Annotated in this window: 18 protein-coding genes and 1 tRNA gene; 9 read left to right on the top strand and 10 right to left on the bottom strand. The window is 66.9% G+C overall.

What is annotated here, in order from left to right:
- Positions 1-165: 165 nt before the first annotated feature.
- Together AC4D6D_RS03000 and AC4D6D_RS02995 are read left to right on the top strand one after the other, a co-directional pair.
- Positions 166-1,017 carry a sulfurtransferase gene (locus AC4D6D_RS03000; protein WP_491326437.1) on the top strand — a complete coding sequence of 284 codons (852 nt, stop codon included), beginning with the start codon at positions 166-168 and terminating at the stop codon, positions 1,015-1,017.
- A gap of 165 nt (positions 1,018-1,182) precedes the next feature.
- The gene (locus AC4D6D_RS02995) at positions 1,183-4,098 is read left to right on the top strand and encodes a CHAT domain-containing tetratricopeptide repeat protein (RefSeq protein ID WP_491326436.1); all 2,916 of its coding nucleotides are present in this window, start codon (positions 1,183-1,185) and stop codon (positions 4,096-4,098) included.
- Between the two features lie 22 nt (positions 4,099-4,120).
- Here the strand turns inward: AC4D6D_RS02995 and AC4D6D_RS02990 are convergent, their stop codons facing one another.
- The 4 genes from AC4D6D_RS02990 to AC4D6D_RS02975 all read right to left on the bottom strand — a co-directional run bounded on the left by AC4D6D_RS02990 (position 4,121) and on the right by AC4D6D_RS02975 (position 6,798).
- Positions 4,121-4,666: a thioredoxin domain-containing protein gene (locus AC4D6D_RS02990; protein ID WP_147216427.1), complete on the bottom strand. Its 546-nt coding sequence runs from the start codon at positions 4,664-4,666 to the stop codon at positions 4,121-4,123.
- An 80-nt stretch (positions 4,667-4,746) separates the two neighbouring features.
- Positions 4,747-5,433 carry a glutathione S-transferase family protein gene (locus AC4D6D_RS02985; protein WP_491326435.1) on the bottom strand — a complete coding sequence of 229 codons (687 nt, stop codon included), beginning with the start codon at positions 5,431-5,433 and terminating at the stop codon, positions 4,747-4,749.
- A gap of 22 nt (positions 5,434-5,455) precedes the next feature.
- Positions 5,456-6,091, bottom strand: a complete 636-nt coding sequence (locus AC4D6D_RS02980) for a CoA transferase subunit B (RefSeq protein ID WP_491326434.1) — start codon at positions 6,089-6,091, stop codon at positions 5,456-5,458.
- Positions 6,091-6,798: a CoA transferase subunit A gene (locus AC4D6D_RS02975; RefSeq protein WP_491326433.1), complete on the bottom strand. Its 708-nt coding sequence runs from the start codon at positions 6,796-6,798 to the stop codon at positions 6,091-6,093. The genes AC4D6D_RS02980 and AC4D6D_RS02975 overlap by 1 nt, the downstream gene beginning before the upstream one ends.
- 209 nt (positions 6,799-7,007) lie before the next feature.
- Between AC4D6D_RS02975 and AC4D6D_RS02970 the strand changes: the two genes are divergently transcribed.
- From AC4D6D_RS02970 to AC4D6D_RS02955, 4 genes are all read left to right on the top strand, one after another.
- Positions 7,008-7,790 (top strand): universal stress protein, encoded by a 783-nt coding sequence (locus AC4D6D_RS02970; RefSeq protein WP_491326432.1) that lies wholly within the window; start codon positions 7,008-7,010, stop codon positions 7,788-7,790.
- Positions 7,791-8,379: 589 nt separating this feature from the next.
- Positions 8,380-10,695 carry a CDC48 family AAA ATPase gene (locus AC4D6D_RS02965; protein WP_491326431.1) on the top strand — a complete coding sequence of 772 codons (2,316 nt, stop codon included), beginning with the start codon at positions 8,380-8,382 and terminating at the stop codon, positions 10,693-10,695.
- Between the two features lie 85 nt (positions 10,696-10,780).
- Positions 10,781-11,563, top strand: a complete 783-nt coding sequence (locus tag AC4D6D_RS02960; protein WP_491326430.1) for a glutaminyl-peptide cyclotransferase — start codon at positions 10,781-10,783, stop codon at positions 11,561-11,563.
- A 111-nt stretch (positions 11,564-11,674) separates the two neighbouring features.
- Positions 11,675-13,261, top strand: coding sequence for an ABC-F family ATP-binding cassette domain-containing protein (locus AC4D6D_RS02955; protein ID WP_491326429.1), 1,587 nt, complete (start codon positions 11,675-11,677; stop codon positions 13,259-13,261).
- A 43-nt stretch (positions 13,262-13,304) separates the two neighbouring features.
- Here the strand turns inward: AC4D6D_RS02955 and AC4D6D_RS02950 are convergent, their stop codons facing one another.
- The 3 genes from AC4D6D_RS02950 to AC4D6D_RS02940 form a co-directional block, all read right to left on the bottom strand.
- Positions 13,305-14,603: an amidohydrolase family protein gene (locus AC4D6D_RS02950; protein WP_491326428.1), complete on the bottom strand. Its 1,299-nt coding sequence runs from the start codon at positions 14,601-14,603 to the stop codon at positions 13,305-13,307.
- Positions 14,600-15,985, bottom strand: a complete 1,386-nt coding sequence (locus AC4D6D_RS02945) for an amidohydrolase (RefSeq protein WP_491326427.1) — start codon at positions 15,983-15,985, stop codon at positions 14,600-14,602. The genes AC4D6D_RS02950 and AC4D6D_RS02945 overlap by 4 nt, the downstream gene beginning before the upstream one ends.
- A 66-nt stretch (positions 15,986-16,051) precedes the next feature.
- Entirely contained in the window at positions 16,052-17,707 is a 1,656-nt protein-coding gene (locus AC4D6D_RS02940) for a peptide MFS transporter (protein ID WP_491326426.1), read from the bottom strand.
- 313 nt (positions 17,708-18,020) lie between these two features.
- On the opposite strand from AC4D6D_RS02940, the gene AC4D6D_RS02935 reads away from it, so the two are divergent.
- Together AC4D6D_RS02935 and AC4D6D_RS02930 are read left to right on the top strand one after the other, a co-directional pair.
- The gene (locus AC4D6D_RS02935) at positions 18,021-18,302 is read left to right on the top strand and encodes an integration host factor subunit beta (protein WP_147216404.1); all 282 of its coding nucleotides are present in this window, start codon (positions 18,021-18,023) and stop codon (positions 18,300-18,302) included.
- An 83-nt stretch (positions 18,303-18,385) separates the two neighbouring features.
- Positions 18,386-18,470, top strand: a tRNA-Leu gene (locus AC4D6D_RS02930).
- Positions 18,471-18,483: 13 nt separating this feature from the next.
- Here the strand turns inward: AC4D6D_RS02930 and AC4D6D_RS02925 are convergent.
- Positions 18,484-19,704, bottom strand: a complete 1,221-nt coding sequence (locus AC4D6D_RS02925; protein WP_491326425.1) for an ABC transporter permease — start codon at positions 19,702-19,704, stop codon at positions 18,484-18,486.
- Positions 19,701-20,660: an ABC transporter ATP-binding protein gene (locus AC4D6D_RS02920; protein WP_491326424.1), complete on the bottom strand. Its 960-nt coding sequence runs from the start codon at positions 20,658-20,660 to the stop codon at positions 19,701-19,703. The genes AC4D6D_RS02925 and AC4D6D_RS02920 overlap by 4 nt, the downstream gene beginning before the upstream one ends.
- Positions 20,661-20,722: 62 nt before the next feature.
- Between AC4D6D_RS02920 and queG the strand changes: the two genes are divergently transcribed.
- Positions 20,723-21,838 carry a tRNA epoxyqueuosine(34) reductase QueG gene (queG, locus tag AC4D6D_RS02915; protein WP_491326423.1) on the top strand — a complete coding sequence of 372 codons (1,116 nt, stop codon included), beginning with the start codon at positions 20,723-20,725 and terminating at the stop codon, positions 21,836-21,838.
- Here queG and AC4D6D_RS02910 read toward each other — a convergent pair.
- The gene (locus AC4D6D_RS02910) at positions 21,822-23,048 is read right to left on the bottom strand and encodes an NAD(P)/FAD-dependent oxidoreductase (RefSeq protein WP_491326422.1); all 1,227 of its coding nucleotides are present in this window, start codon (positions 23,046-23,048) and stop codon (positions 21,822-21,824) included. The two genes, queG and AC4D6D_RS02910, sit on opposite strands and share 17 nt — an antisense overlap.
- Positions 23,049-23,115: the final 67 nt, after the last annotated feature.

The following is a 23,115-nucleotide window of genomic DNA, read 5'->3' as shown; positions in this document are numbered from 1 at the left end:
CCGAAGGCCTTGAAGCGGGCCGGGTTTCCCCAGTGGAAGCCCGGCCCGTTTTCGTTTCCGCCGTCTGGCTTGCGGGCGCCGGTCGGGGCGCGAATTGAGACGGGCAGCATCGACAGCAGGCCGCCCGTTCCGTAACTGCACCGGGCAATTCTCCAAGGCAGACCGATGGCATTCCAGACCCTGATTTCCGTGCCCCAGCTTCACGACCTCCTCGCCGCCGGAGAGGAAGTGTTGATCCTCGACTGCGACTTCGAACTGGGCGCACCGGACAAGGGACGCGAGGCCTATCGCGCCGGACACCTGCCGGGCGCGCGCTATGCGCATCTCGATGACGATCTGGCCGGACCTCCGGACGGAACCAACGGCCGCCATCCGCTTCCCGCGCAAGTCGCCTTCGCCGCCTGGCTGCGCGCGCAGGGGCTGAAGCGCGGGCAGCAGGTGGTCGCCTGCGATTCGAGCGGCGGCGCCTGGGCGGCGCGCGCCTGGTGGCTGCTGCGCTGGGTCGGGCACGCAGAGGTCGCGGTGCTCGACGGCGGCAAGCAGGCGTGGAGCCAAGCAGGCATGCCGATGGAGACCGGCGATCCCTCCCCCACCGCCCCCGGCGACTTTACCGCCGGTGAGACGCTGGTGCCCGTGCCGATGAGTGCCCGGCAGGTTCTCGCCAATATCGACAGCCGTGAAGCGCAAGTGCTGGACGCTCGCGATCCCTCGCGCTTCCGTGGCGATCCCAATCCGATCGACCCGGTCGCGGGCCATGTCCCCGGCGCGCGCAACCGCTTCTTCCGCGACAATCTCGGCCCGGACGGCCGCTTCCTGCCTGCCGCCGACCTCGCCGCCGCCTTCACCGCGCTGCTCGGCGAGGCTCCGGCGGTGCTCTCCTGCGGCTCGGGGGTGACGGCCTGTCACAATGCCCTGGCCATGGCGGTCGCGGGCCTGCCCCAGCCGCGCCTCTATCCCGGATCGTGGAGTGAGTGGATCGCCGACCCTGCCCGCCCGGTCGCCACCGGAGCGGGCTGAGCGCCCCTTCTGCCGCTCGCCCGGCGCCACTCCCCTATAAAGAGGCGATTGATCCGAAAGAACAATTCGGCGCTTGCCCCACCCGCCAAATCCTGCGCTTGAATAGCCGGTAGCCGGACTCGACGCGGGATGCGCCCATGAGTCGATGCCCGGCCGGGGGCACAGATGAAGATGCGGCGTTGGGCCTGCCTGACGGCAGGTTTTGTGGCGGGAATCGGGACGGCTGCGCAGGCGGCCGACCTTCCTGCACCCGAAGCGCCCGCACAGGAAATCCGCGCCCTTGCGGACTACGATACCTCCGGCGACCCGAAGGCCGCCCTGCGCCGGATCGATGCCGCGCTGGCCCGCGCACGCCAGTCCGGCAAAGTCGATCCGCGCGATATGCTCCTGGTCGAGGCGACACGCGGCGAAGCGCTGTTCTGGCTGGGCCGCTACGAGGATGCCCTCGTCGTCTTCCGCAAGTTCGATGCCGACATGGCCGCGCGGGGCGAGCCGATGACACCGCGCCGCGCCGACATCGTCAACAACATCGGCTCCGCCCTTTCCAGCCTCGGCAAGCTGGACGAGGCCCGCGCCTACAAGCTGCGCGCACTCGATCTCAGCGAAAGCATCGCCGGGAAGGACAGCAGCGAATATGCCGCCGCGCTCTACGGCCTTGCCCTGATCGACTATCGGCGCGGACTGCCGCTGGAGGCGATCCCGCGCATCCGCGAGGCCGCCGGAATTGCCCGCACCGCCGCGACGCGCACTGGCCGAAACACCGAATCGCCGGTCGTCTACGGCATCACGCTCAGCACCCTCCAGATCCAGGCGGGCGATTCGACATCTGCCGTGGAGGCCGCCCGCGCTGCCGCGACCTGGGCCGACGCGCACCTCGGCCAGGATCACCGCCTGACCCTGGCCGCGCTCAATGCGCTGGGCGCGGCGCTCAACGATGCCGGGCTCTATGCCCAGGCCACGCCGATCCTGCGCCGCGCGCTGGACCTGCGCATGGCCCGGAGCAATCCCGACGAACGCGACCTCGGCTATTCGCTCAATGCCGTCGCCTACGCGCTCGACCTCGCGGGCTTTTCGGAGGAGGCACTGTCCTTCTACGAAAAGTCCGCCAGGATCTTCGAGGCCCTGCCGCCCTCGGCCCAGCCGATGTCCGGCGCCAACGTGTTCGGCCAGATCGCCCGCATCGTCCGCGACGACGGCCAGACCGAGCGCGCCCTCGCGCTCTACCGCAAGGCCCTCGCCATGGCCCGGCGCATCGCCTCCTCGCCCGACGATCCCGAAGTGCTGCGCGCCGAACTCAGCCTTGCCAAGATGCTCGTCGCCACCGGGGACATCGACGCCGCTCAGACCCTGCTCGACCATGTGAACGCCGCCTATGCCCGCCGCGCCTTGCCGACCAACCTCGACCGCGTCTCCGGACTGGCCCTGCGCGCCGCGATCGACGCGCGCTGGGGCGATCCCACCGCCGCGCTGGCATCGCTGAAACCGGCGATGACGGGGCTGCGCGCCCATCTGCTGGACCGCAGCACTGCCGCCACCGGCACGATCCGCCTGCGGGACCAGGCCGCCGTGACTTTCGTCCTCGAAGCCCGGATCGCGATGGCCGCCGGTGATCGGGAAACCGCCTTCGACGCCTTGCAGATGGCGGGCATGGGCGATCTCCAGACCGCCTTCACCTCGGTCGACGCCATCCGCGACCGCTACGGCCCGGACGCCGACGACGCGATTCGCGCCTATCTCTCCACCGGCGCCGAACTGCGCGAACTGCGCAAGCGGCAGGACCGAGAAGTGGGCCTCGACCACAACGAAACGGCGGCCAAGGGAGGAACGGCCGAGGCCATCGCCGCCGCCGAACAGCAATTGCGCGCGCTGGACGACCGGATCGGCAGGCTGGTCCCCGGCTACGCCTCGCTGACCGCCTTCGAACCCTCCACGCTCGCCGCCGCGCAGGCCAGGCTGGGGCGGGGGCAGGCGCTGGTACTCTATGGGCAGGATGCCGACGGCCTCGTGGTCATGGCCGTCACCCGCGACAAGGTCGTGGCCTCCGAAACGCCGATCGCCTCGCGCCGCTTCTCCGACCTCCAGCGCAAGTTGCGCGCCTCGATAGAGGACGGCGTGCTCACCGACGGCACTGCCGCCTTCGACCGCCGGACCGCCTGGCGGCTCTATCAGCTGCTGTTTCCCGCGCCGATCGCCCAGGCCCTGCGCGGAAGCCGCGATCTTGCGATCCTGACCTCCGGCATGCTCGCCTCGCTGCCCTTCGGCACACTGGTGACGGCGCCGCCGGAAGGCGACGACGCCGATCCGCAGGCCTTGCGCGACACCGCCTGGCTGGTGCGCCGCCATGCCGTGAGCACGCTGGTCAGTGCCGCCTCGCTTGCCGAGGGTGGAAGGCACCGCAGCCGTCCCCACGGATTTGCCGGGATCGGTGCGCCGATCCTGCCGGGGCCGGAACGTGCGGAAAACCCGTCGGATGCGCTTGCAGCATTCGATCCCGCCCAGCTTCCCCCGCTTCCCGGCGCCGAGCGTGAGCTGCAGGCCATGGCGAGGAACGTCCCCGGCGAGCGGCAACTCTACATGGGCGCGCAGGCGACCGAAGCCGCCGTGAAGGCCGCGCCGCTCTTGCGCGCCGGGGTCATCGCCTTCGCCACCCACGGCCTTGTCGGCGGCGCCTATCGCAACCTCGTCGAGCCTGCGCTGGTGCTCACCCCGCCCGCGGACGCGACCGAGGGCGAGGACGGCCTGCTCACTGCCTCCGAAGTGGCGCAGCTCAAGCTCGATGCCGATTGGGTGATCCTCTCCGCCTGCGATACGAGCGCCGGGGAGAGCGAAAATGCGCCGACGTATTCCGGCCTCGCCCGCGCCTTCGTTTCGGCGGGGGCGCGGGCCTTGCTGCTCTCGCACTGGCCGGTGCGCGACGACGTCGCCAGCCGCCTCACCTTGCGCACGGTGGAGGCCGCACACGGCCGCACCAGCCGCGCCGAGGCCTTGCGCCGCGCCCAAGCCGAAGTCCTGCGCGACCCGAAGATACCGGGCGGCGCCCATCCGGCGACATGGGCGCCCTTCGTATTGGTAGGGAACTGAGCGCCCGCCCGATTCCCGAGGCTTACTTCGCCAGCTCGGCCTCGATGGCATCGACCAGCAGCGCATCCTGCGGCGCGGTGCCGGGGGCGAAGCGACCGACGACCGAACCGTCGCGGGCGATCAGGAACTTCTCGAAGTTCCACAGCACTTCGGGATCGTCATTGGGCGTCATGCCGTAGCCCTTGAAGCGCTCCTTCATGCCGTCCACGTCGCCCTGCTTGGTGGGAATCGCATCGGTCAGCGCAGCGTAGAGCGGCTGCTTGGCCTCGCCGGTCACATCCGCCTTGGTGAAGAGCGGGAACGAGACGCCGTAGTTGAGCTGGCAGAACTCGACGATTTCCTCGTCGCTGCCGGGTTCCTGCGCGCCGAAGTCGTTGGCCGGGAAGCCGAGCACTTCGAAGCCCTTGGCCTTGTAGTCCTCATAGAGCTTTTCGAGGCCCTCGTACTGCGGCGTAAGCCCGCACTTGGAGGCGACATTGACCACGAGCAGTACCTTGCCCTCGTGATTGGCCAGCGTGTCGGCGCTGCCGTCGATGCGGGTCAGGGGAATGGCGGCGATATCGGTCATCCGGGATCTCTCCGTTGCGTTTGAAGGGAAGACTGCGCCAGCACGATGACGCGGGCAAGACGCCCGTTCGGCCCCGTGGTTCAGGCCTGCGTGCGATAGTCGGCGATCACGTCGCCGCATTCGGCGAGTTCCGCCTCGTGGCCTTCCTCGCGCCAGGTCTCGGCCAGTGCCTCGGCTTCCCACTGCTTCATCGCCGGATGCTCCAGCACGGTATCGACCCAGACCTGGCAGGTGCCGACATCGAGACCGTAAGTGCGGATGCGGAAGGCGACGGGAGCGAAGAAGGCGTCGATCGCCGTGAAACGGTCGCCCGCCAGCCAGGGGCCGCCGAAGCGGGACAGGCCCTCGCTGAAGATCTCGCGCAGCCGGGCGACATCGCGCACCAGCGCCGGGCCCATGGCCCTTGGCCGCACGCGCGTGCCGACATTCATCGTGCAGTCGCCCCGCAAGGCGGAGAAACCGCCGTGCATTTCGGTGACGGCACACTGCGCGAAGGCGCGGGCGGCTTCGTCGTCCGGCCAGATGCCGGGGTGGCGGTCGGCCAGGTAGAGCGTGATGCCCAGCGAATCCCAGACAGTCCGCTCGCCGTCGAGCAAGGCCGGGACCTGGCCGGTGGGCGAAAAGCTGCGAAACGCGTCGTAATTGGCAGGGGCCGTGAAGGGCTCGATCCGATCGGTGAAATCGATGCCGAGCGCCTTCATCAGAACCCATGGCCGCAGCGACCAGCTGGAGTAGTTCCGATTGGCGGTGATCAGGGTGTAGGCCATCCGGAACTCTCCTTGGCAGGCATCAGGTTGTGTAGTGCGCCGTGGTCTTAGCGGCGACTTCCTCGGCCGTCACGCCCGGAGCCAGTTCGATCAGCCTGAACGGACTCTGGTGGTCGGGGCGCTGGAACACGGCCAGATCGGTGACGATCATGTCCACCACGTTCTTGCCGGTCAGCGGCAGAGTGCAGGCCGGGATGAACTTGGGATCGCCGTTCTTGGCATTGTGCTCCATGACGACGATGATCTTCTTCACGCCGGCCACGAGGTCCATCGCGCCGCCCATGCCCTTGATCATCTTGCCGGGGATCATCCAGTTGGCGATGTCGCCGTTCTCGGCGATCTCCATCGCGCCCAGCACGGCGAGGTCGATATGGCCGCCGCGGATCATGCCAAAGCTGGTGGCGCTGTCGAAATAGGCCGACTGCGGCAGTTCGCTGACCGTCTGCTTGCCCGCATTGATGAGGTCGGCGTCGACTTCGTCGGCATAGGGAAACGGTCCGATGCCGAGCATCCCGTTTTCCGACTGGAGCGTCACCGTCATGCCGGTGGGGACATGGTTCGCCACCAGGGTCGGGATGCCGATGCCGAGGTTCACGTAGAACCCGTCCTGAAGCTCCTTCGCCGCACGGGCAGCCATTTCGTCACGAGTCCAGCTCATCAGGCGGTCTCCCTTTCGCGGGTCGTCGTGAATTCGATCTTCTTGTCGTAAGGCGCGCCCAGAACCAGCCGCTGGACGAAGACGCCGGGCAGGTGGATGCCGTCCGGGTCGAGCGAGCCGGTGGGGACGATCTCCTCCACTTCGACGACGCAGACCTTGCCGCACGTGGCGGCGGGCACGTTGAAATTGCGCGCGGTCTTGCGGAACACGACGTTGCCGGTCTCGTCCGCCTTCCACGCTTTCACCAGGCTGAGGTCGGCGAAGATGCCTTCCTCGAGGATATAGTCCTCACCCCGGAAGACTTTCAGTTCCTTGCCCTCGGCCACCTGGGTGCCGACGCCGGTCTTGGTGTAAAAGCCCGGAATCCCGGCGCCGCCCGCACGCATGCGCTCGGCCAGCGTGCCTTGCGGGCAGAATTCCACTTCGAGTTCGCCCGAGAGGAACTGGCGTTCGAACTCCTTGTTCTCGCCCACGTAGGACGAGATCATCTTCTTCACCTGCCGGGTGCGCAGCAGCTTGCCGATGCCCTCGTTATCGATACCCGCGTTGTTGGAAGCGAAAGTCAGGTCCTTCACGCCCGAATCGCGCACCGCGTCGAGCAGGCGCTCGGGGATGCCGCAAAGGCCGAAGCCCCCGGCGGCGATCAGCAGGCCGTCCTTCAGCAGTCCGTCCAGCGCGGCAGAGGCGCTGGGGTAGATCTTGTTCATGCAATTCTCCCGTTTGGGGCGAGACTAGACAGCGATTTCGCCGATGAATAGCGCTAGTTTTCATCGACAAGCGCGCAGATGGGCAACGGACCTCTGCATCGACCTCATCTCCGGCAATACGAACCTGGCGGTATCTCCCCGATTTGATCTTCGTCATGGCAATTCCATGACCTTGCGGTAGGTTAATCACCGTCAACGGGAGAATTACCATGCGCTCGATACTCGTGAACGCCGACCGCAAGCCCGACAGCGAAGCCCGCGTCGATGCCGCACTCGAACTGGCCCGCCACCTGAACGGACACATTACCGTGCTCATCGACACCCCGGTCTCGCGCTATATCGCCATGGACCCGATGGGCGGCAGCTACGTGATCTCCGAAGCGCTGGACCGGGCGCGGGGCGAAGACGACGCCGCGGCCGAGGCCATCGAGGCGCGCCTCACGCGCGGCGACGTCGCCTTCGACATCATTCGCAGCGAGCAGGACCCGGTGCCCGCCCTTGCAGGGGCGGCGCGGCTGTCCGATCTGGTGGTGGTCTCGCGCGCCAGCGGAATTGCCGGGCAACTGGCCATGGTCGCCCGCGCGCCGGTGCTTGCCCTGCCGGAAGGCCGCACACTCTCCCTGCCGATTCGCCGTGCCGTGATCGCCTGGGACGGCGGCGAGCAGGCCGCGAGCGCGCTCAAGGCTGCCGTGCCGCTGCTGCAAAGCTGCCAGGTGGTGAAACTGGTGACGGTGATCGAGAAATCCGGCGGTTTCCCGACGACCGACGCCCTGCGCTACCTCTCGCGCAACGGCATCCATGCCGAATACGAGGAGTTCGAAAGGCGCGGTTCCACCGAGGAAACCCTGGAACTGGCGGTGAACCAGAACCACGCGGAACTGCTGGTCATGGGCGCTTACGGCAAGAGCCGCCTGCGCGAATTCCTGTTCGGCGGTGTCACGGCCCATTTCCTGTCGGAAGCGGGAGCACCTGCGGTCCTGTTCTCGCATTGAAGCGTCGGGGAAAAATCCAGACTCGCAAAAGGGCGTGGTGTCATGCACCGGCGCCCCTGTCTTGTCTGGGTCTTGTCTCGATGACCGCCCGGCCCCTCGCCCTTCAAATCCTTAGCAAAACAAGCAAATTTCGCGAACGCAATAGGCAACGATTGCACTTCGCCTGCCATCCCAATCGCCCTGACGATTGCGTCAAGCAATATCTGAAGACTGATTCAATTATCAAAATACTGTTTTATATAGATTTCCCTTCGATTACCCCGCGTAATTACACGCCACGCAACATTGCTTGCATGTTTCGCAACCATGATTCCGCGATTTCGCACTTGCACAAAAACCGAGTCGCGATCATAAAGACAGTGCCTTTCAGGCATCCTCTCCCAAAACTTTCATGGCCCGGTTGGAAACTTCCGGGCCTTCTTTTTGCCATTTTGAGAACTACGTTCTCAAACAGTTCCATCGGAAACATAGAGAGTGGTCGCGGGTTGGTTTGAAATCCGGGAGGGCCGTACCTAGTTCCTGTCCACATCCCGGACGGCCCGCGCGAACCGGCGCGGTGCCCGGAATCGGGAGGATGGAAAGGACACCCATGGCGGACGCCCCAACCCAAGCCGACGAACGGACGGTGAAGCTGCAGGTCGCAGCCGCGCGCCAGGAAGAAAGCGGCCAGGGAATTGCCCGTCTCTCGCGCGCCTCGCTCTCGGAAATCGGCGCGATGGAAGGCGATGTGCTCGAAATCACCGGCAAGGCGGTGACGGTCGCCCGCGCCGTGCTCGCCTATGACGAGGACGAAGGCCTTCAGGTCATCCGCCTCGACGGCCTCCAGCGCGGCAACGCCGAAGTCGGTTCCGGCGACCACGTCGTGGTGCGCAAGGCCGAATCGCGCCCGGCCCAGCGCGTGGTCTTCGCCCCCGCGCAGAAGGACATGCGTCTGCAAGGCCCCTCGGCGGCGCTGAAACGCAACTTCTTCCAGCGCCCGATGGTGCAGGGCGATCTCGTCGCCACCACCGGCCAGCAGCAGGTCGCGGACATTCCGCCGCAGCTTCGCCGCATGTTCAACGCGCCCGCCTATGCGCTGACGCAGATCCGCCTCAACGTCGTCTCCACCACCCCGCGCGGGATCGTCCACATCGACGAGAACACCGAAGTGGAACTGCGCGAGGTCTTCGAGGAAGCGCACGACGCCCGCGGCGACGTCAACTACGACGACGTCGGCGGCATGAGCGATACCATCCGGCAGCTTCGCGAGATGGTGGAACTGCCGCTGCGCTATCCCGAACTCTTCACCCGCCTCGGCGTCGCTCCGCCCAAGGGCGTGCTGCTGCACGGCCCGCCGGGCACCGGCAAGACCCGCCTCGCCCAGGCCGTCGCCAACGAGAGCGAGGCGAACTTCTTCACGATCAACGGCCCCGAGATCATGGGGTCCGGCTACGGCGAGAGCGAGAAGCACTTGCGCGAGATCTTCGAGGAAGCGACCAAGTCCGCTCCCGCGATCATCTTCATCGACGAAATCGACTCGATCGCCCCCAAGCGCGATCAGGTCCACGGCGAGGCGGAAAAGCGCCTCGTCGCCCAGTTGCTCACCTTGATGGATGGTCTCAACAGCCGGGCCCACGTCGTTGTCATCGCCGCCACCAACCGGCCCGACGCCATCGACGAGGCGCTGCGCCGTCCCGGCCGCTTCGATCGCGAGATCGTCATCGGCGTGCCCGACGAGAAGGGCCGCCGCGAGATCCTCGGCATCCACACCCGCGGCATGCCGCTGGGCGAGCGTGTCGATCTCAACGAACTGGCGCGCACCACCCACGGGTTCGTCGGCGCCGACCTTGCCGCCCTCGCCCGCGAAGCCGCGATCGAGGCGGTGCGCCGCATCATGCCCAAACTCGACCTCGAAGCACGCACCATACCCGCCGAAGTGCTCGACAACCTCCAGGTCTACCGCGAGGACTTCGTGGCTGCTCTCAAGCGCGTCCAGCCCTCGGCCATGCGCGAGGTCATGGTGCAGGTGCCGAACATCGGCTGGGCCGATATCGGCGGTCTCGACGAAGCGCAGCTCAAGCTGAAGGAAGGCGTCGAACTGCCGCTTAAGACACCCGAAGCCTTCCACAAGCTGGGAATCCGCCCGGCCAAGGGCTTCCTGCTCTACGGCCCGCCCGGCACCGGCAAGACCCTGCTCGCCAAGGCCGTCGCCAAGGAGGCCGAGGCGAACTTCATCTCGATCAAGTCGTCCGACCTCCTGTCGAAGTGGTACGGCGAGAGCGAGCAGCAGATCGCCCGCCTCTTCGCCCGCGCCCGCCAGGTCGCGCCCTGCGTGATCTTCATCGACGAGATCGACAGCCTCGTCCCCGCTCGCGGCATGGGCGGCGGTGGCGGCGAGCCGCAAGTGACGGGCCGGGTGGTCAACACGATCCTCGCCGAGATGGACGGGATGGAGGAATTGCAGTCGGTCGTGCTGATCGGCGCGACCAACCGCCCTGCCCTCGTCGATCCGGCGCTGCTGCGTCCGGGCCGGTTCGACGAACTGGTCTATGTTGGCACGCCCGACGAGGCCGGGCGCGAGCACATCCTCGGCATCCACACGAGCAAGATGCCGCTTGCCGATGATGTCTCCCTGCACGACGTCGCCGCACGGACCGAACGCTTCACCGGCGCCGATCTGGAAGACGTGGTGCGCCGTGCCGGTCTCACCGCCATTCGCAAGCGCGGCGCCGAAGTGGAACAGGTCCGCCGCGAGGACTTCGACGATGCCCTCGAAGACAGCCGCGCCACCGTGACCGAGGAAATGGAAGCCGAGTACGAACGCATGAAGGGCGAACTCAAGAAGCGGGCCATGGAAGTGATTCCGATCGGCTTCATCGCCCCCGGCATGGTCGAATCCCGGCGCGAGCGGAAGCACGGGGATTGATGGCGGGGCCGTCGTTCCGAACTTCAGGGACGACGGCCCTACCTTCGCCCTTGCGGACACCGCCACCTTGCGGCACCTCCCGCCCATGCATTCTCCCGCCCGTATCGTGCTCGCCGCCCTGTTCAGCCTTGTCGCTGCCGTTCCCGCCGCGCAGGCGAGAGGCGTGCCGGTCTGCACCTACCGCATCGACAACGCCTTCCCCCACGATACCGGCGCCTTCACCGAAGGCCTGCTCTACGACCGGGGCCTGCTTTACGAAAGCACCGGCCAGAAGGGCGATTCCCGCATCGTCGTGCGCAAGCTGGAAACGCTGGAGCCACTGCGAGAGGCTCAAATCGACCCTTCCGTCTTCGGCGAAGGCCTGGTCGACTGGAAGGACCAGCTCATCAGCCTGACCTGGCGCGACGGCGTGGGCTATCGCTGGGACCGCGCGACGCTGAAGCTGCTGGGCACGTTCCGCTACGAAGGCGAAGGCTGGGCCATGACCCGCAGCGGCAATACGATCTACCAGAGCGACGGCTCCGCCAGCCTGCGCCTGCGCGATCCCGCGACGATGCGCCAGACCGGCACGCTCGCCGTCACTGCGGACGGCAAGCCGGTGGAGAATCTCAACGAACTCGAATGGATCGACGGCGAAATCTGGGCCAATGTCTGGATGACCGACCGCATCGCCCGCATCGATCCGAAGACCGGCAAAGTCGCGTCCTGGCTCGATCTCGCGGGCCTGCGCGAACAGGCGGGCGGGGTCGGCGTCGATGCCGTGCTCAACGGCATCGCCTGGGACAGTGCGGCGCGCCGCATTTTCGTGACCGGCAAGAACTGGAACCAGATCTTCCAGATCACCCCGGTCTGCACGCCAGCCAGCTGACTTGCCCAATCTAGCCGCTTCGGCTAGAACATGGCCTGCAATCAAGGGAATGGATCGATGAACACCTGAGCACATAGCCCGTTTTTCCCAACGCTATCTGCCGGTGTTCGCATGACATTCCTGACTCTCGACCGCGTGGCCTGCTCGGCTCCCGACGGTTCCCCGCTCTTCCGTGACCTTACCTTTTCGCTCGGGTGCGAGACGCTCGGCCTCGTCGGCCGCAACGGCGCGGGCAAGAGCACCCTGCTGCGCGCGATCGCGGGCGAAGTGCCGACCTCCGAAGGGACGATCGTGCGCAACGGGCGGCTCGGCCTGCTGCACCAGCTTCCCCCCGATGAGAACGCCAGCGTGGCCGAGGCACTGGGCCTTGCCGAGCCCTTCGCGCGGCTCGAACGCATCACCGCAGGCCGGTTCGCGGACGACGATTTCGATCTGGCCGACTGGACTCTGGCCGAACGCTTCGAAAAGGCGGCGGCGCAGGCCGGTTTCGCCAACCTCGATCCGCAGCGCCCACTCGCCAGCTTCAGTGGCGGCCAGCGCACCCGCCTGATGCTGACCGGGCTGCTGCTGGACGCGCCGGACGTGCTGCTGCTCGACGAACCGACCAACAATCTCGATCATGCGGGGCGCCGGGTCGTCGCCGACCTGCTGGGCGGCTGGAGTGGCGGCGCTCTCGTCGCCAGCCATGACCGCGAGCTGCTGCGCCGTGCCGACCGTATCGTCGAACTGACGGGCGCGGGCGTGCACATGGTCGGCGGCGGCTGGGACGCCTTCGACGAACGGCGCAGCGCCGAACGCACCCGCGCCGCCGCCGCCTTGGAACGCAGCGAGGACGCCCTGCGCCACGCCCGCCGCGAAAAGCAGCAGGAGACCGAGAAACAGGCCCGGCGCGACAGCAAGGGCCGCAAGGATGCAGCCAAGGGCGGCGATCCGAAGATCCTGCTCGGCGCCCGCAGGCAGCGCGCGGAAGAGAGCAGCGGCCGCCAACGGAAGCTGGGGGACGAACTCGTCGGCCGGGCGCTGGAACAGTTCGACGGCGCCCGCCGCGATGTCGAAGTGCTCGCGCCGATCCACATCGAACTGCCGCCCAGCGGACTGCCTTCCGGCCATGTCCTGATCGAGGCGCGGGGGATCACCTGTTCGCGCGGCGGGCGGCAGCTGTTCGGCCCACTCGATCTGCTGCTGCGAGGACCGCAGCGCCTGGCCCTCACCGGCCCCAACGGCTCGGGCAAGACTAGCCTGATCCGCCTGCTCGCAGGGCTGGACCGCCCCGACAGCGGCGAAATCCATATCGACCGCGCGCGCACCGCCCTGCTGGACCAGCACGTTTCGCTATTGGGGGATTCGGGCACCTTGCTCGATGCCTACCTGCGGCTCAATCCCGGCATCGACCGCCATGCCGCCCATGCCGCGCTGGCCCGCTTCGGCTTCCGCAATGCCTGGGCGGATCGCGGGATCGCAGGCCTCTCGGGCGGCGAGCGGATGCGGCTGGCGCTGGCCTGCCTGTTCACCCGCAGGGACGTGCCGTGGCTGCTGATCCTCGACGAGCCGACTAACCACCTCGACCTCGCCTCGGTGGAGATGCTGGAAGAAGCCCTGCGTGGCTACGACGGCGCCGTGGTCTGCGTCAGCCACGATGCGGATTTCCGGGAAGCGCTCGGGCTGGACGAGGCGATTGCGCTCGGGGGCGGCGCGTAAGGCAACGGCACCCCCGCCGAAACGGGGGCGCCTTGCAACGGGCTTACCAGTCGTAAGCCTTGGGCAGATACGTCCGATCGAGGCTCTTGTAGCGCTGCTTCAGACGGCTCTGGTGGTTTTCGAGCGGCTGCCTGACGCCGTCGATATAGACCTCGACCGGCGCCGAGGAGAGTTCCAGCGGATCGCCGTCCCAGACAACGACGTCGCCCACGGCGCCGGGCGCGAGCACGCCTTCCTTGCCGCCCATGCCGCTGATCTCGGCCGGAACCGAGGTGATCGCGGCCAGTGCCTCGCCCCAGGTCAGGCCCGCCGCGCCCGGCAGCCTGTTCAGCGCCACGAGGTTACCCGCCTGCTGCGGCGCATAGCGCGGCTGATTGCCGCCCGAGAACAGGCCGATGGCGACTTTCACGCCCGCCTTCTTCATCCGCCCGACATTGGACTGCGTCGCCGCGAGGCTTTCGAAGCTGGAGGGCAGATCGCGCAGCGGCATCGTGATGACCGGCACTTTGGCGGCCGCGATCTGGCTCGCCACCAGCCAGCCCTCGGTCGCGCCGACGAGGACGAGGTTCAGCTTGGGGAACTCGGTCTTGAGCGCCAGCACACTGCGGATGTCGGCCGCGCGTTCGACGCCGACATAGAGCGGCTGGCGGCCATCCAGCACCGGCGCCAGCGCCAGGGCATCGGCGCGGGTCAGCATGGCATCGCTGCTGCGCGGGACGGTCGGCGCGGCCGCCAGATCGCGTGCTTCGCGCAAGGCATTGCGTAGCGCCACATGCGCGGCGACGCGGCTGCCGCCCGCGAGCTTGGCCCCGGCCTCGCCCAGTTCCACGAACTGGAAGGCGCGCGGCCTGTTCACCAGATCGACGCTCGTGCCGAGGTCGATCAGTGCCCCCTGCCCGGCGAAGATCGACGCCCCGTTCACCGGCGCGACGCTGGCGCGGGTGACGCCGCCTTCGCGGCTGATCGCGATATGCTCGCTGGAGGGGTTGATCGCCGGGGCCACGTCGAGCGCGGCGTTGAACGGCGACTTGCCGGCCTCGGTGTCGTTGCTGTCCGAAACCGCCTCGACATCCCAAAGGCCGAGGTCGGTCACTGCCGAGAACAGGCCGGGCGTGACCCACTTGCCGGTCCCGTCGACGCTCTGCACCCCGGCAGGCACGGCGACACCGGCTCCGGCGGCGACGACCTTGCCGCCGCGCACCAGGACGGTGCCGTGCTCGATCGGCGCGCTGCCGTCACCCGTGGCGACAGTGGCATTGGTGATCGCGAAATCCTGCGCGCTGGCCATCGCGGGAAGCGCCACCGCTGTAAGGGCGGCGATGATAAGGGCGCAGCGGCTCATTTCACGTCTCCTTCGCCGGGCTGGCCCAGTTCGAAATCGCTGACCGGACGACGCTTGGCGTCCTGCGCATCGAACATCATGGCGCCGTCGATCCACACCTTCTCGGGGCGCGAATAGACCGAGAGCGGATTGCCGTTCCACAGCACCACGTCGGCCATCTTGCCCGCTTCGAGGCTGCCGGTCTTCTCGCCGATGCCCATGGTCTTGGCGGCATTGTAGGTGAACCAGCCGATGACCTTGGCATCGGGAATGTCGATGCCGATGCGGCGGCCGTCGGCCTGGGCCTTGGCGGCTTCCTGGTTGAGACGCTGGATGCCGTTCTCGTCGTCCGAGTGGATCACCACGCAGGTTCCCGCATTGGCGAGCAGCGCGGCGTTTTCGGGAATACCGTCGTAGGCTTCCATCTTGAAGCCGTACCAGTCGGCCCAGACGGCGGTGCAGATGTCATTCTCACGCAGGAGATCGGCGATCTTGTAGGCTTCCACGGCGTGGTGGAAGGCGGTGACCTTGTAGCCCATTTCCTTGGACATATCGATCACTTGCGCCATCTCGTCAGCGCGGTAGCAGTGGTTCTGGACGAGGATCTCGCCCTTCAGCACGCCTTCCAGCGTATCCTTGCCGAGATCGCGCTCCGAATGATCACCGTCCATGTACTTGCGGGCATCGATCCAGGCCTGGCGGTCTACCGACATGTTGCCCATCCGGGTCGAGGGCTTCTGGCCCTTGCCGCCGTAGACGCGCTTGGGGTTCTCGCCGCAGGCCATCTTCAGCGAATAAGGTGCGCCGGGGAACTTCATGCCCTGCACGGTGATGCTCGGCACGTTCTTCAAGGTGACCGCGCGGCCGCCGATGAGGTTGCCCGAGCCGGGCAGGATCTGGAGACTGGTGACGCCGCCGTTGGCCAGCGCGCGGGTGAAGCCGGGGTCCTGCGGCCAGACCGAGTGCTCGGCCCAGACGTCGGGCGTGGTCGGGCTGGTCATTTCGTTGCCGTCCGCCAGCGCGTCGACGCCGGGCGAGGGATAGACGCCGAGGTGCGAGTGGATGTCGATCACGCCCGGCGTCACGAACTTGCCGGTGCCGTCGATGCGGGTGAAGCCTTCGGGGATCGCCATGTCGGCGCCGCCGATGCCGACCAGCTTGCCGTCGCGGAACAGCACGACGCCGTTGTCGATCCGGCCGCCGCGCCCGTCATAGACGGTGGCGCCGACCAATGCGGTGGGCGTTCCCGGATAGGACTTGTAGGTCGACGGATAAGGATCGGCGACGATGGGCGCCGCCTTCTTGTCCTGCTTCTTCGCATCCGCGCCCGTAGCGCCCAGCGCCAGCGCCGCGCCCAGGACGAGCGTGGACGACCAGCGCCGCCATTTCGGCGATACCCTCATGTCGTATTTCCCCTGTTCGAATAGAGTCCGGCCCGGCAAACCTTGGTTCACCGGGCCGGTTGAGTGTCAGTGCGGTTTCGGTTCCGGGTGGAAACCGGCTTCCTGCGCTTCGAGGCCCAGTTCGCTCTGGCCCGCGAGATCACGGTCGATGCCGCGATCCTCCAGCGTGTCGAGGTGCATCCAGCGCTTCACCAGCGGCGAGAGCGCCAACACCACCACGGCCACGCCGATCGTAGTCCAGCCGATCGTGGAATAGATGCCCAGCGTCACCTGCTTGTCCATCACGCCGCTTTCGCCGCCGGTCGCCTCGCCGATTTTGCCCGCCACGAAGTTGCCCACGGCGGTCATGTAGAACCAGGCGCCCATGATGAAGCTGCCGAGATGCAGCGGCGAGAGGCGGGTCATCGCCGAGAGGCCCACGGGCGACAGGCAAAGCTCTCCGGTCGTGTGCAGGGCGTAGATCAGGAACACGAAGAGCACGGGCGTCATCGCCGCCGCATTGCCGGTGCTCGCGCCCCAGACGAAGACCAGGAAGCCGAGGCCGACCTGGATCAGCGCAAGGCCGAACTTGGCCGGTGCCGAAGGCTCGATGCCCTTCCTGCCGAGATACTGCCAGAGCGCCGCAAAGATCGGCCCGAACAGCACGATGTAGATCGGGTTGATCGACTGGAACAGGCTGGTCGGCACGCCGCCGCGGTCCACGAACTTGTCGGTATAGAGGCTCAGCGAGCCGCCGGCCTGCTCGAACAGGCCCCAGAAGATCGGGTTCAGCGCGATCAGGAACAGGATCGCGAAGATACGCTCACGCGGTTCCTTGGGCAGCTTGAACGCTTCGTAGAGCGTGTACCCCAGCATCGCGATGCCCGAGACCACCAGCAGCGACTGGATGACGCTGACGTACTGGATCAGGAACCAGATCACCGCCACCGAGCCGATACCGATGCCGTAAAGGATCAGTTCGCCCTTCTTCGCCAGCGGCTTGGGCGGCTCGCCCCGGCCCTTGAGCGCGGGACGACCGGCCACGAAGATCAGCAGGCCCAGCACCATGCCGATACCGGCGAGGCCGAAGCCCCAGGACCAGCCGATGGTCTCGCCCAGATAGCCGACCAGGATCGTGCCCAGCGCGGCGCCGGTGTTCACGCCCATGTAGAAGATCGTATAGGCCGAATCGCGGCGGGAATCGGTCATCTTGTAGAGCTGGCCGACGATCACCGAGATGTTCGCCTTGAGGAAGCCCGAGCCGACGATGATCAGCGCCAGCGCCAGCCAGAACACGTTGATCGCCGGGTCCGCCTGCTTGACCAGCGGATCGGTCGCGCCCTGAATGCCCTCGTAAGCCATGAACAGATGGCCCACGGCGAGCACGATGCCGCCGAACAGCACCGCCTTGCGCTGGCCGAGGTAGCGGTCGGCCAGATAGCCGCCGAGCACCGGGGTGATGTAGACGAGACTGGTATAGGCGCCGTAGACCAGATTCGCGCTGCCGTCATTGAACAGCCAGAATTTGGTGAGATAGAGGATCAGCAGCGCGCGCATGCCGTAGTAGGAGAAACGCTCCCACATCTCGGCATAGAACAGCACGAACAGGCCGCGCGGGTGGCCGACGAATTCCTCGCTCTTACGGGTGGCGATCACGCCGCCGATGGCGAGCACGGCAAAGAGGAGAACGGCGCCGATCGCGGCGATCCAGTCCCCCTCGTTCCAGGTTGCGATATCTTTCATGCGCCCTTCTTCAATCCTGTCGCCCCAAAGGCCTGTCGCCTTCTCCCGAAAGCCTGTTTCGCGAGCTTGAAAGAGCGAACGTTAGCGGCCAAATCGGTGGTGTAAATGCCCGGCAGACACGCTAACGGGCAGTCCCACAAAGGAACGATCCCCGAGATTTCGCTACCCCTGGAGAGCCATTGCGCAAATGGCACCGGAATGGCATTTTCTTGGGAAGACGAAGCCGGGTCGTGTGAAATATTATGATTCGCCAGTGGCCTGCGTTTTCGATCTCGGGATTTTTCCGAAGGGCATTTTGAAAGGGAAGCACGCGATGATCCGATCCGAACTGCTGCTCGCACTCGCCAAGGAGAATCCCGAGCTTCGCGCCGAGGATGTCGAGCGCGCGGTGGACACCTTCTTCGACGAGATCACCCAGCGCCTGGCCGATGGCGGCCGCGTGGAACTGCGCGGATTCGGCGCTTTCTCCACCCGGCACCGCGAAGGCCGCACCGGACGCAACCCGCGCACCGGCGAAAGCGTGGACGTTCCGGAGAAGCGCGTCCCCTATTTCAAGCCCGGCAAGGAAATGCGCGCCCGCCTCAATGTCGAATGACGTGAGGATCGGTTCGGCATAACCCGTTCATCCCGGTTGCCCCGGCGCGCGCGATCTGCCAGATCGCGCGAACCCATCATCGTGCGGACGTGGCGGAATGGTAGACGCAGGGGACTTAAAATCCCTTGATCCTTGATCGTGCGGGTTCGAGTCCCGCCGTCCGTACCAGCGGTTGCCGGGATTATCGGCGGCGCAACAACCGGAAGCCGGAGCGCTTCGCCTTCCCCGCCGGTCCGGACTTCATCACCCGCGAACGGAACAGCCGCGCCCCGCCGCGCACCAGCAGTGCGACCCAGAGCACCTGCCAGCCGATCGCCAGGACATGGGGCAACAACGCCGGTTCCCGCGCCGCACGCGCCAGCATCGCGAAAGGCGAGCTGAAAGGCACCAGAACGGCGGCGATCTCCACCGCGCTGCCGGGCTGGGTCATCGCGAAGCTGGCGAAGAAGAACACCATGAGCTGCGCCATCGTCACCGGCATCGACAGCGTCTGCACCTCGCGCACGGTCGTCGCCATCGAGCCGATCGCCAGGAACACCGACCCGAGCAGCAGATAGGCCATGGCGAAGTAGACCACGCCGAGGCCGATCAGCAGCGGCCAGCCGACCGCCGGATCGGGCAGGCGCTCGGGCGCAATCCCACCGCCGAGCCAGAGCAGCCCCGCCGTCGCCGCCCAGGTCGCGATGCCGACCAGCGAGACGCCCAGCATCGCGAAGAGCTTGCCGAGGAACACCGCGTCCATCGGCACGGCCGCGGCTAGCACCTCGATGATCTTGTTGCCCTTTTCCTCGACGAGGTTGGACAGGACCATGCCTGCCAGCATCATCGTCAGCAGGAACAGCAGCGTCTGCGCGCCCTGCGCGGTAGCGAAGCGGCCCTTGCGTTCGCTGGCATCGTTACGCGCCACCGGTTTCAGCGCGACGGCAGGATAGGCAGGCACCGTTCCCGAGCGAGCCTGCGCCGCCAGCATCGCCACCGGCCCACGCCATACCTCGATCAATCCGCCGGGTCCGGTCAGCACCGGCGCTTCCAGCGATCCGGTCAGCATCGCCGCTACTTTCGCCTTGCCCGGTACGAGAGCCTGTGCGGGATCGTAGCTTTCACCCTCTGCCAGCCTGCGGATCGTCACCAGCTTCGGCAGCTCCTCTTCGAGCGCGGGCGCGAGCCGGGCGCGGGCGCGTTCCAGCGCCTGCACGTCGGACGCCGTCATCGCCACGCCGAGCACCGGCCGCTCCTGACTGGCATCGACGCGCGAGCCAAGACTGCCCGCCAGCACCGCGATCACCACCGGAAACAGCGGTCCCAGCAGAAAGAAGAAGAAGCTGCGGCTGAACAGGATCGCCGTGAAATCGCGCCGGGCGACCACCCAGGCGGCGGCGAGGACGGAAAGACGGCCGCTCATCGCATGACCTCCTGCTCGCCGCCCGCTTCAAGCGCCCGCGCCGCCGCCTCCCCGGCGATGGCGACGAAAGCATCGTGCAGCCCCGCCCGCTCGATCGACAGCGAGAGAATGCCTGCATCGCCCTCGATCAGCGCGCGCAGCAGCGGCTCGACACCGCCTTCCGGCAGCGAGAAATTCCAGAATGTCCCCTCGCGCCGGGCATCCTCGGGCAGAGCCGCACGCCAGGGCCCGTCCCGCTCCCGCGTTTCGAGGCGGACTTGCTGCGGAATGCGATCCCGCGCGGCATCGACGGGGCCGGCAAAGGGCACCTTGCCCCCGGCGATGATCGCCACGTCGTCGCAGAGGCGTTCGGCATGGGCGATGACGTGGGTGGAGAAGATCACCGTCGTTCCCGCCTCGGCAAGCCCGCGAATCATCAGCTCCAGCTTGCCCTGATTCAGCGCATCGAGACCGGAAAACGGCTCGTCGAAGATTACCAGTCGGGGCTGATGGACCAGCGTGCCGAGAATCTGCACCTGCTGCGCCATGCCCTTGGAAAGCTGGCGAATCTGCCGGTCCGCCGCATAGCCGAGGCCGTGCCGCTCCAGCAGTTCGTGCGCGCGGCGACGCCCTTCCTTCAGCGGCAACCCGCGCAGCGCGCCGAGGAAAGCGATCGCCTCGGTGGCCTTCATCGCCGGGTAAAGGCCGCGCTCTTCCGGCAAGTAGCCGATGGCATGGGCCACGTCGTGGGGCCGCTCGGCGCCGAGGACCTTGCGGTTTCCCGCATCGGGATCGATGATCCCCAGCAACATCCGCAAGGTCGTGGTCTTGCCCGCGCCGTTGGGGCCGAGAATGCCGTAGACCGCGCCGACCGGCACCCGCAGGTCCACGCCGTCCACCGCCGTGAACCCGTCGAAGCGTTTGACGAGGCCCTGCGCCTCGATCGCGAGGGGCGGCCCTTCCAAGTTGCTGGCCAAGGACCAATCTCCTAATGCGACGGCATTCCTTGACGTGCCTATGAACCGGAAAGTCCGCAAGCTTGGTTAACGATGCGCTGAATGCCCTGACCCGCGATCTCGAGGCGCAAGCCCGGGAGCTGGGGTTCTGCGCCTTCGGCGTCGCTTCAGCCGAGGAAGACCCGGAGCGCGCGGCGCGGCTCGATTCGTGGCTGGCCGAGGGCATGCACGGATCGATGGAATGGATGGCCGACCGTGCCCACCATCGCCGCTCGCCGCAGGGGCTGTGGCGAGAGGCCCGGCGGGTGATCGCGCTCGGCATGAGCTATGCCCCCGCAAGCGATCCGCTGGCCCTTGGCGATACGCCGGAGGTGGGCCGCATCTCGGTCTATGCGCAAGGCGCGGACTATCACGACTGGGTGAAGAAGGCGCTCAAGAACCTGGCCCGCTGGCTGGTCTCGGAAGCCGACAAGCGCGGGCTGGGTCCTGCCGGGGTCAAGGTCTTCACCGACACCGCGCCGGTCATGGAAAAGCCGCTGGCCGCCGCCGCCGGACTCGGCTGGCAGGGCAAGCACACCAATATGGTCAGCCGCGAGCATGGGTCCTGGCTGTTCCTTGGCGAAATCTACACCACGCTGGACCTGCCGCTCTCCAGCGAGGGCCGCGACCGCTGCGGGTCCTGCCGCGCCTGTCAGGATGCCTGCCCGACCCAAGCCTTTCCCGCGCCCTATCGCCTCGATGCGCGGCGCTGCGTCAGCTACCTCACGATCGAGCACAAGGGGCCGATTCCCGAGGAATTCCGCGGGGGTCTGGGCAATCGCATCTACGGCTGCGACGATTGCCTCGCCGTCTGCCCGTGGAACAAGTTCGCCGAGACCGCGCACCGCCTGAAAGCCTTCCTGCCCCGCGCGGAACTGACCGCCCCGCACCTCGCCGACCTGCTGACGCTGGACGATGCGGGCTTTCGCAAGCTGTTCTCCGGCTCGCCGATCAAGCGGATCGGCCGCGACCGCTTCGTGCGCAACTGCCTCTATGCGGCAGGGAACAGCGCAGATGCTGCGCTGATGGCGCAAGTCTCGCCGCTGCTGGCCGACCCGGACCCCGCCGTCGCGGAAGCCGCGCAGTGGGCGGCTCGGCGGTTGGAGACCTCCCCACGCGGCGGTGGGAAGGTCTCTCCCGGATTTACAGCAGTTCCTTGAGCGGCCGCTCCTTGTCCGCCAGCGCGGCGAGATCGGGCCTTGCCCCTGCCTCGACCAGCTTGCGGCCCTGGACGTAGTCCTTGACCATGTTCACGCAGTCGAGCGCGAGGACTTTGCCTTCCTTGAGGTAGATCACCGAGAAGCTGCGATCCTCGGGATTGCCGCGAATCACCGTCTGGTCGAAGCCCAGATTGATGCCCGCGGTCTGGAGCTTGAGGTCATACTGGTTGGACCAGAACCATGGGAAAGCCTTGTAGGGCTTCTCGTCCCCGCAGATCGCCTTGGCGACGCATGTGCCCATGTCGTTGGCGTTCTGCACCGATTCCACCCGCATCACGGTGCCGCCCGCAAAGTCGCAGGCGAAAGCGGCGCAGTCGCCGATCGCGTAGATGTCGGGCAGCGAAGTGCGGCAATATTCGTCCACATCGACGCCGTTCGCGCCCGCCGCACCGGCAAGGATCAGCGGACCGACCGCCGGGACGATGCCGATGCCGACGATCACCGCCTCGGCGGCCAGCACTTCGCCGTCTGCCAGCTTCACGCCGGTCACTTTATGGCCGTCGCCCACGAGGCAATCGACCGCAACGCCGGTGCGCAGATCGACGCCGTGGTCGCGGTGCTCGTCCTGATAGAAAGTCGAAAGCTCCTCGCCCGCCACGCGCGCCAGCACGCGCGGCAGCGCTTCCAGCAAGGTGACGTTGAGCTTCATCTTCGACAGCACCGCCGCCGCTTCGAGGCCGATGTAGCCGCCGCCGATCACGACCACGTTCTTCGTGCCCGCATCGACTTCGGCCATCAGCGTGTCGCAGTCCTCGCGGGTGCGCACGGCATGGACCCCGGCAAGGTCGGAGCCCGAACACGAAAGCCGACGCGGATCGCCGCCGGTGGCCCAGACCAGCTTGCCGTAGCCATGGCTCTCACCGTTCGAGAGCGTCAGTTCATGCGCCTCGGGATCGACCTTGGTGACTTCGGTGCCGAGCTTGAAAGTGATCTCCTTCTCGGCCCAGAACGTCGGCGGGCGGATGTAGAGCCGGTCGAAGGTCTTCTCCCGCGCGAAATATTCCTTGGACAGCGGCGGCCGCTCATAAGGATACTCCGGCTCGCGGCCGATGACGGTGATGGTCCCTGCGAACCCGTTCTGGCGCAAGGCGAGTGCGCATTGCGCTCCGCCATGTCCCGCTCCCACGATGACGACGTCTGTTTTGCTCATGGCCCGTTGGGTTCGAGTAAATTCGCCTCGCGGTCAATGCCTAAGCCTGATCTGCAATATCGCCCGC

The organism is Novosphingobium sp. BF6 (genome assembly GCF_058273105.1).
The sequence above is the reverse complement of the archived record's forward strand: the minus strand, read 5'-3'. Positions and strand labels throughout refer to the sequence as shown.

What these genes read in the sequence shown, in the direction of transcription:
- AC4D6D_RS02935 (WP_147216404.1), top strand. Translation starts at nt 18,021, where the DNA reads ATGATCCGATCCGAACTGCTGCTCGCACTCGCCAAGGAGAATCCCGAG.
- AC4D6D_RS02985 (WP_491326435.1), bottom strand. Translation starts at nt 5,433, where the DNA reads ATGGCCTACACCCTGATCACCGCCAATCGGAACTACTCCAGCTGGTCG.
- AC4D6D_RS02990 (WP_147216427.1), bottom strand. Translation starts at nt 4,666, where the DNA reads ATGACCGATATCGCCGCCATTCCCCTGACCCGCATCGACGGCAGCGCC.
- AC4D6D_RS02945 (WP_491326427.1), bottom strand. Translation starts at nt 15,985, where the DNA reads ATGAGGGTATCGCCGAAATGGCGGCGCTGGTCGTCCACGCTCGTCCTG.
- AC4D6D_RS02955 (WP_491326429.1), top strand. Translation starts at nt 11,675, where the DNA reads ATGACATTCCTGACTCTCGACCGCGTGGCCTGCTCGGCTCCCGACGGT.
- AC4D6D_RS02970 (WP_491326432.1), top strand. Translation starts at nt 7,008, where the DNA reads ATGCGCTCGATACTCGTGAACGCCGACCGCAAGCCCGACAGCGAAGCC.
- AC4D6D_RS02980 (WP_491326434.1), bottom strand. Translation starts at nt 6,091, where the DNA reads ATGAGCTGGACTCGTGACGAAATGGCTGCCCGTGCGGCGAAGGAGCTT.
- AC4D6D_RS02965 (WP_491326431.1), top strand. Translation starts at nt 8,380, where the DNA reads ATGGCGGACGCCCCAACCCAAGCCGACGAACGGACGGTGAAGCTGCAG.
- AC4D6D_RS02940 (WP_491326426.1), bottom strand. Translation starts at nt 17,707, where the DNA reads ATGAAAGATATCGCAACCTGGAACGAGGGGGACTGGATCGCCGCGATC.
- AC4D6D_RS02925 (WP_491326425.1), bottom strand. Translation starts at nt 19,704, where the DNA reads ATGAGCGGCCGTCTTTCCGTCCTCGCCGCCGCCTGGGTGGTCGCCCGG.
- AC4D6D_RS02910 (WP_491326422.1), bottom strand. Translation starts at nt 23,048, where the DNA reads ATGAGCAAAACAGACGTCGTCATCGTGGGAGCGGGACATGGCGGAGCG.
- AC4D6D_RS02960 (WP_491326430.1), top strand. Translation starts at nt 10,781, where the DNA reads ATGCATTCTCCCGCCCGTATCGTGCTCGCCGCCCTGTTCAGCCTTGTC.
- AC4D6D_RS02950 (WP_491326428.1), bottom strand. Translation starts at nt 14,603, where the DNA reads ATGAGCCGCTGCGCCCTTATCATCGCCGCCCTTACAGCGGTGGCGCTT.
- AC4D6D_RS02995 (WP_491326436.1), top strand. Translation starts at nt 1,183, where the DNA reads ATGAAGATGCGGCGTTGGGCCTGCCTGACGGCAGGTTTTGTGGCGGGA.
- AC4D6D_RS02975 (WP_491326433.1), bottom strand. Translation starts at nt 6,798, where the DNA reads ATGAACAAGATCTACCCCAGCGCCTCTGCCGCGCTGGACGGACTGCTG.
- AC4D6D_RS03000 (WP_491326437.1), top strand. Translation starts at nt 166, where the DNA reads ATGGCATTCCAGACCCTGATTTCCGTGCCCCAGCTTCACGACCTCCTC.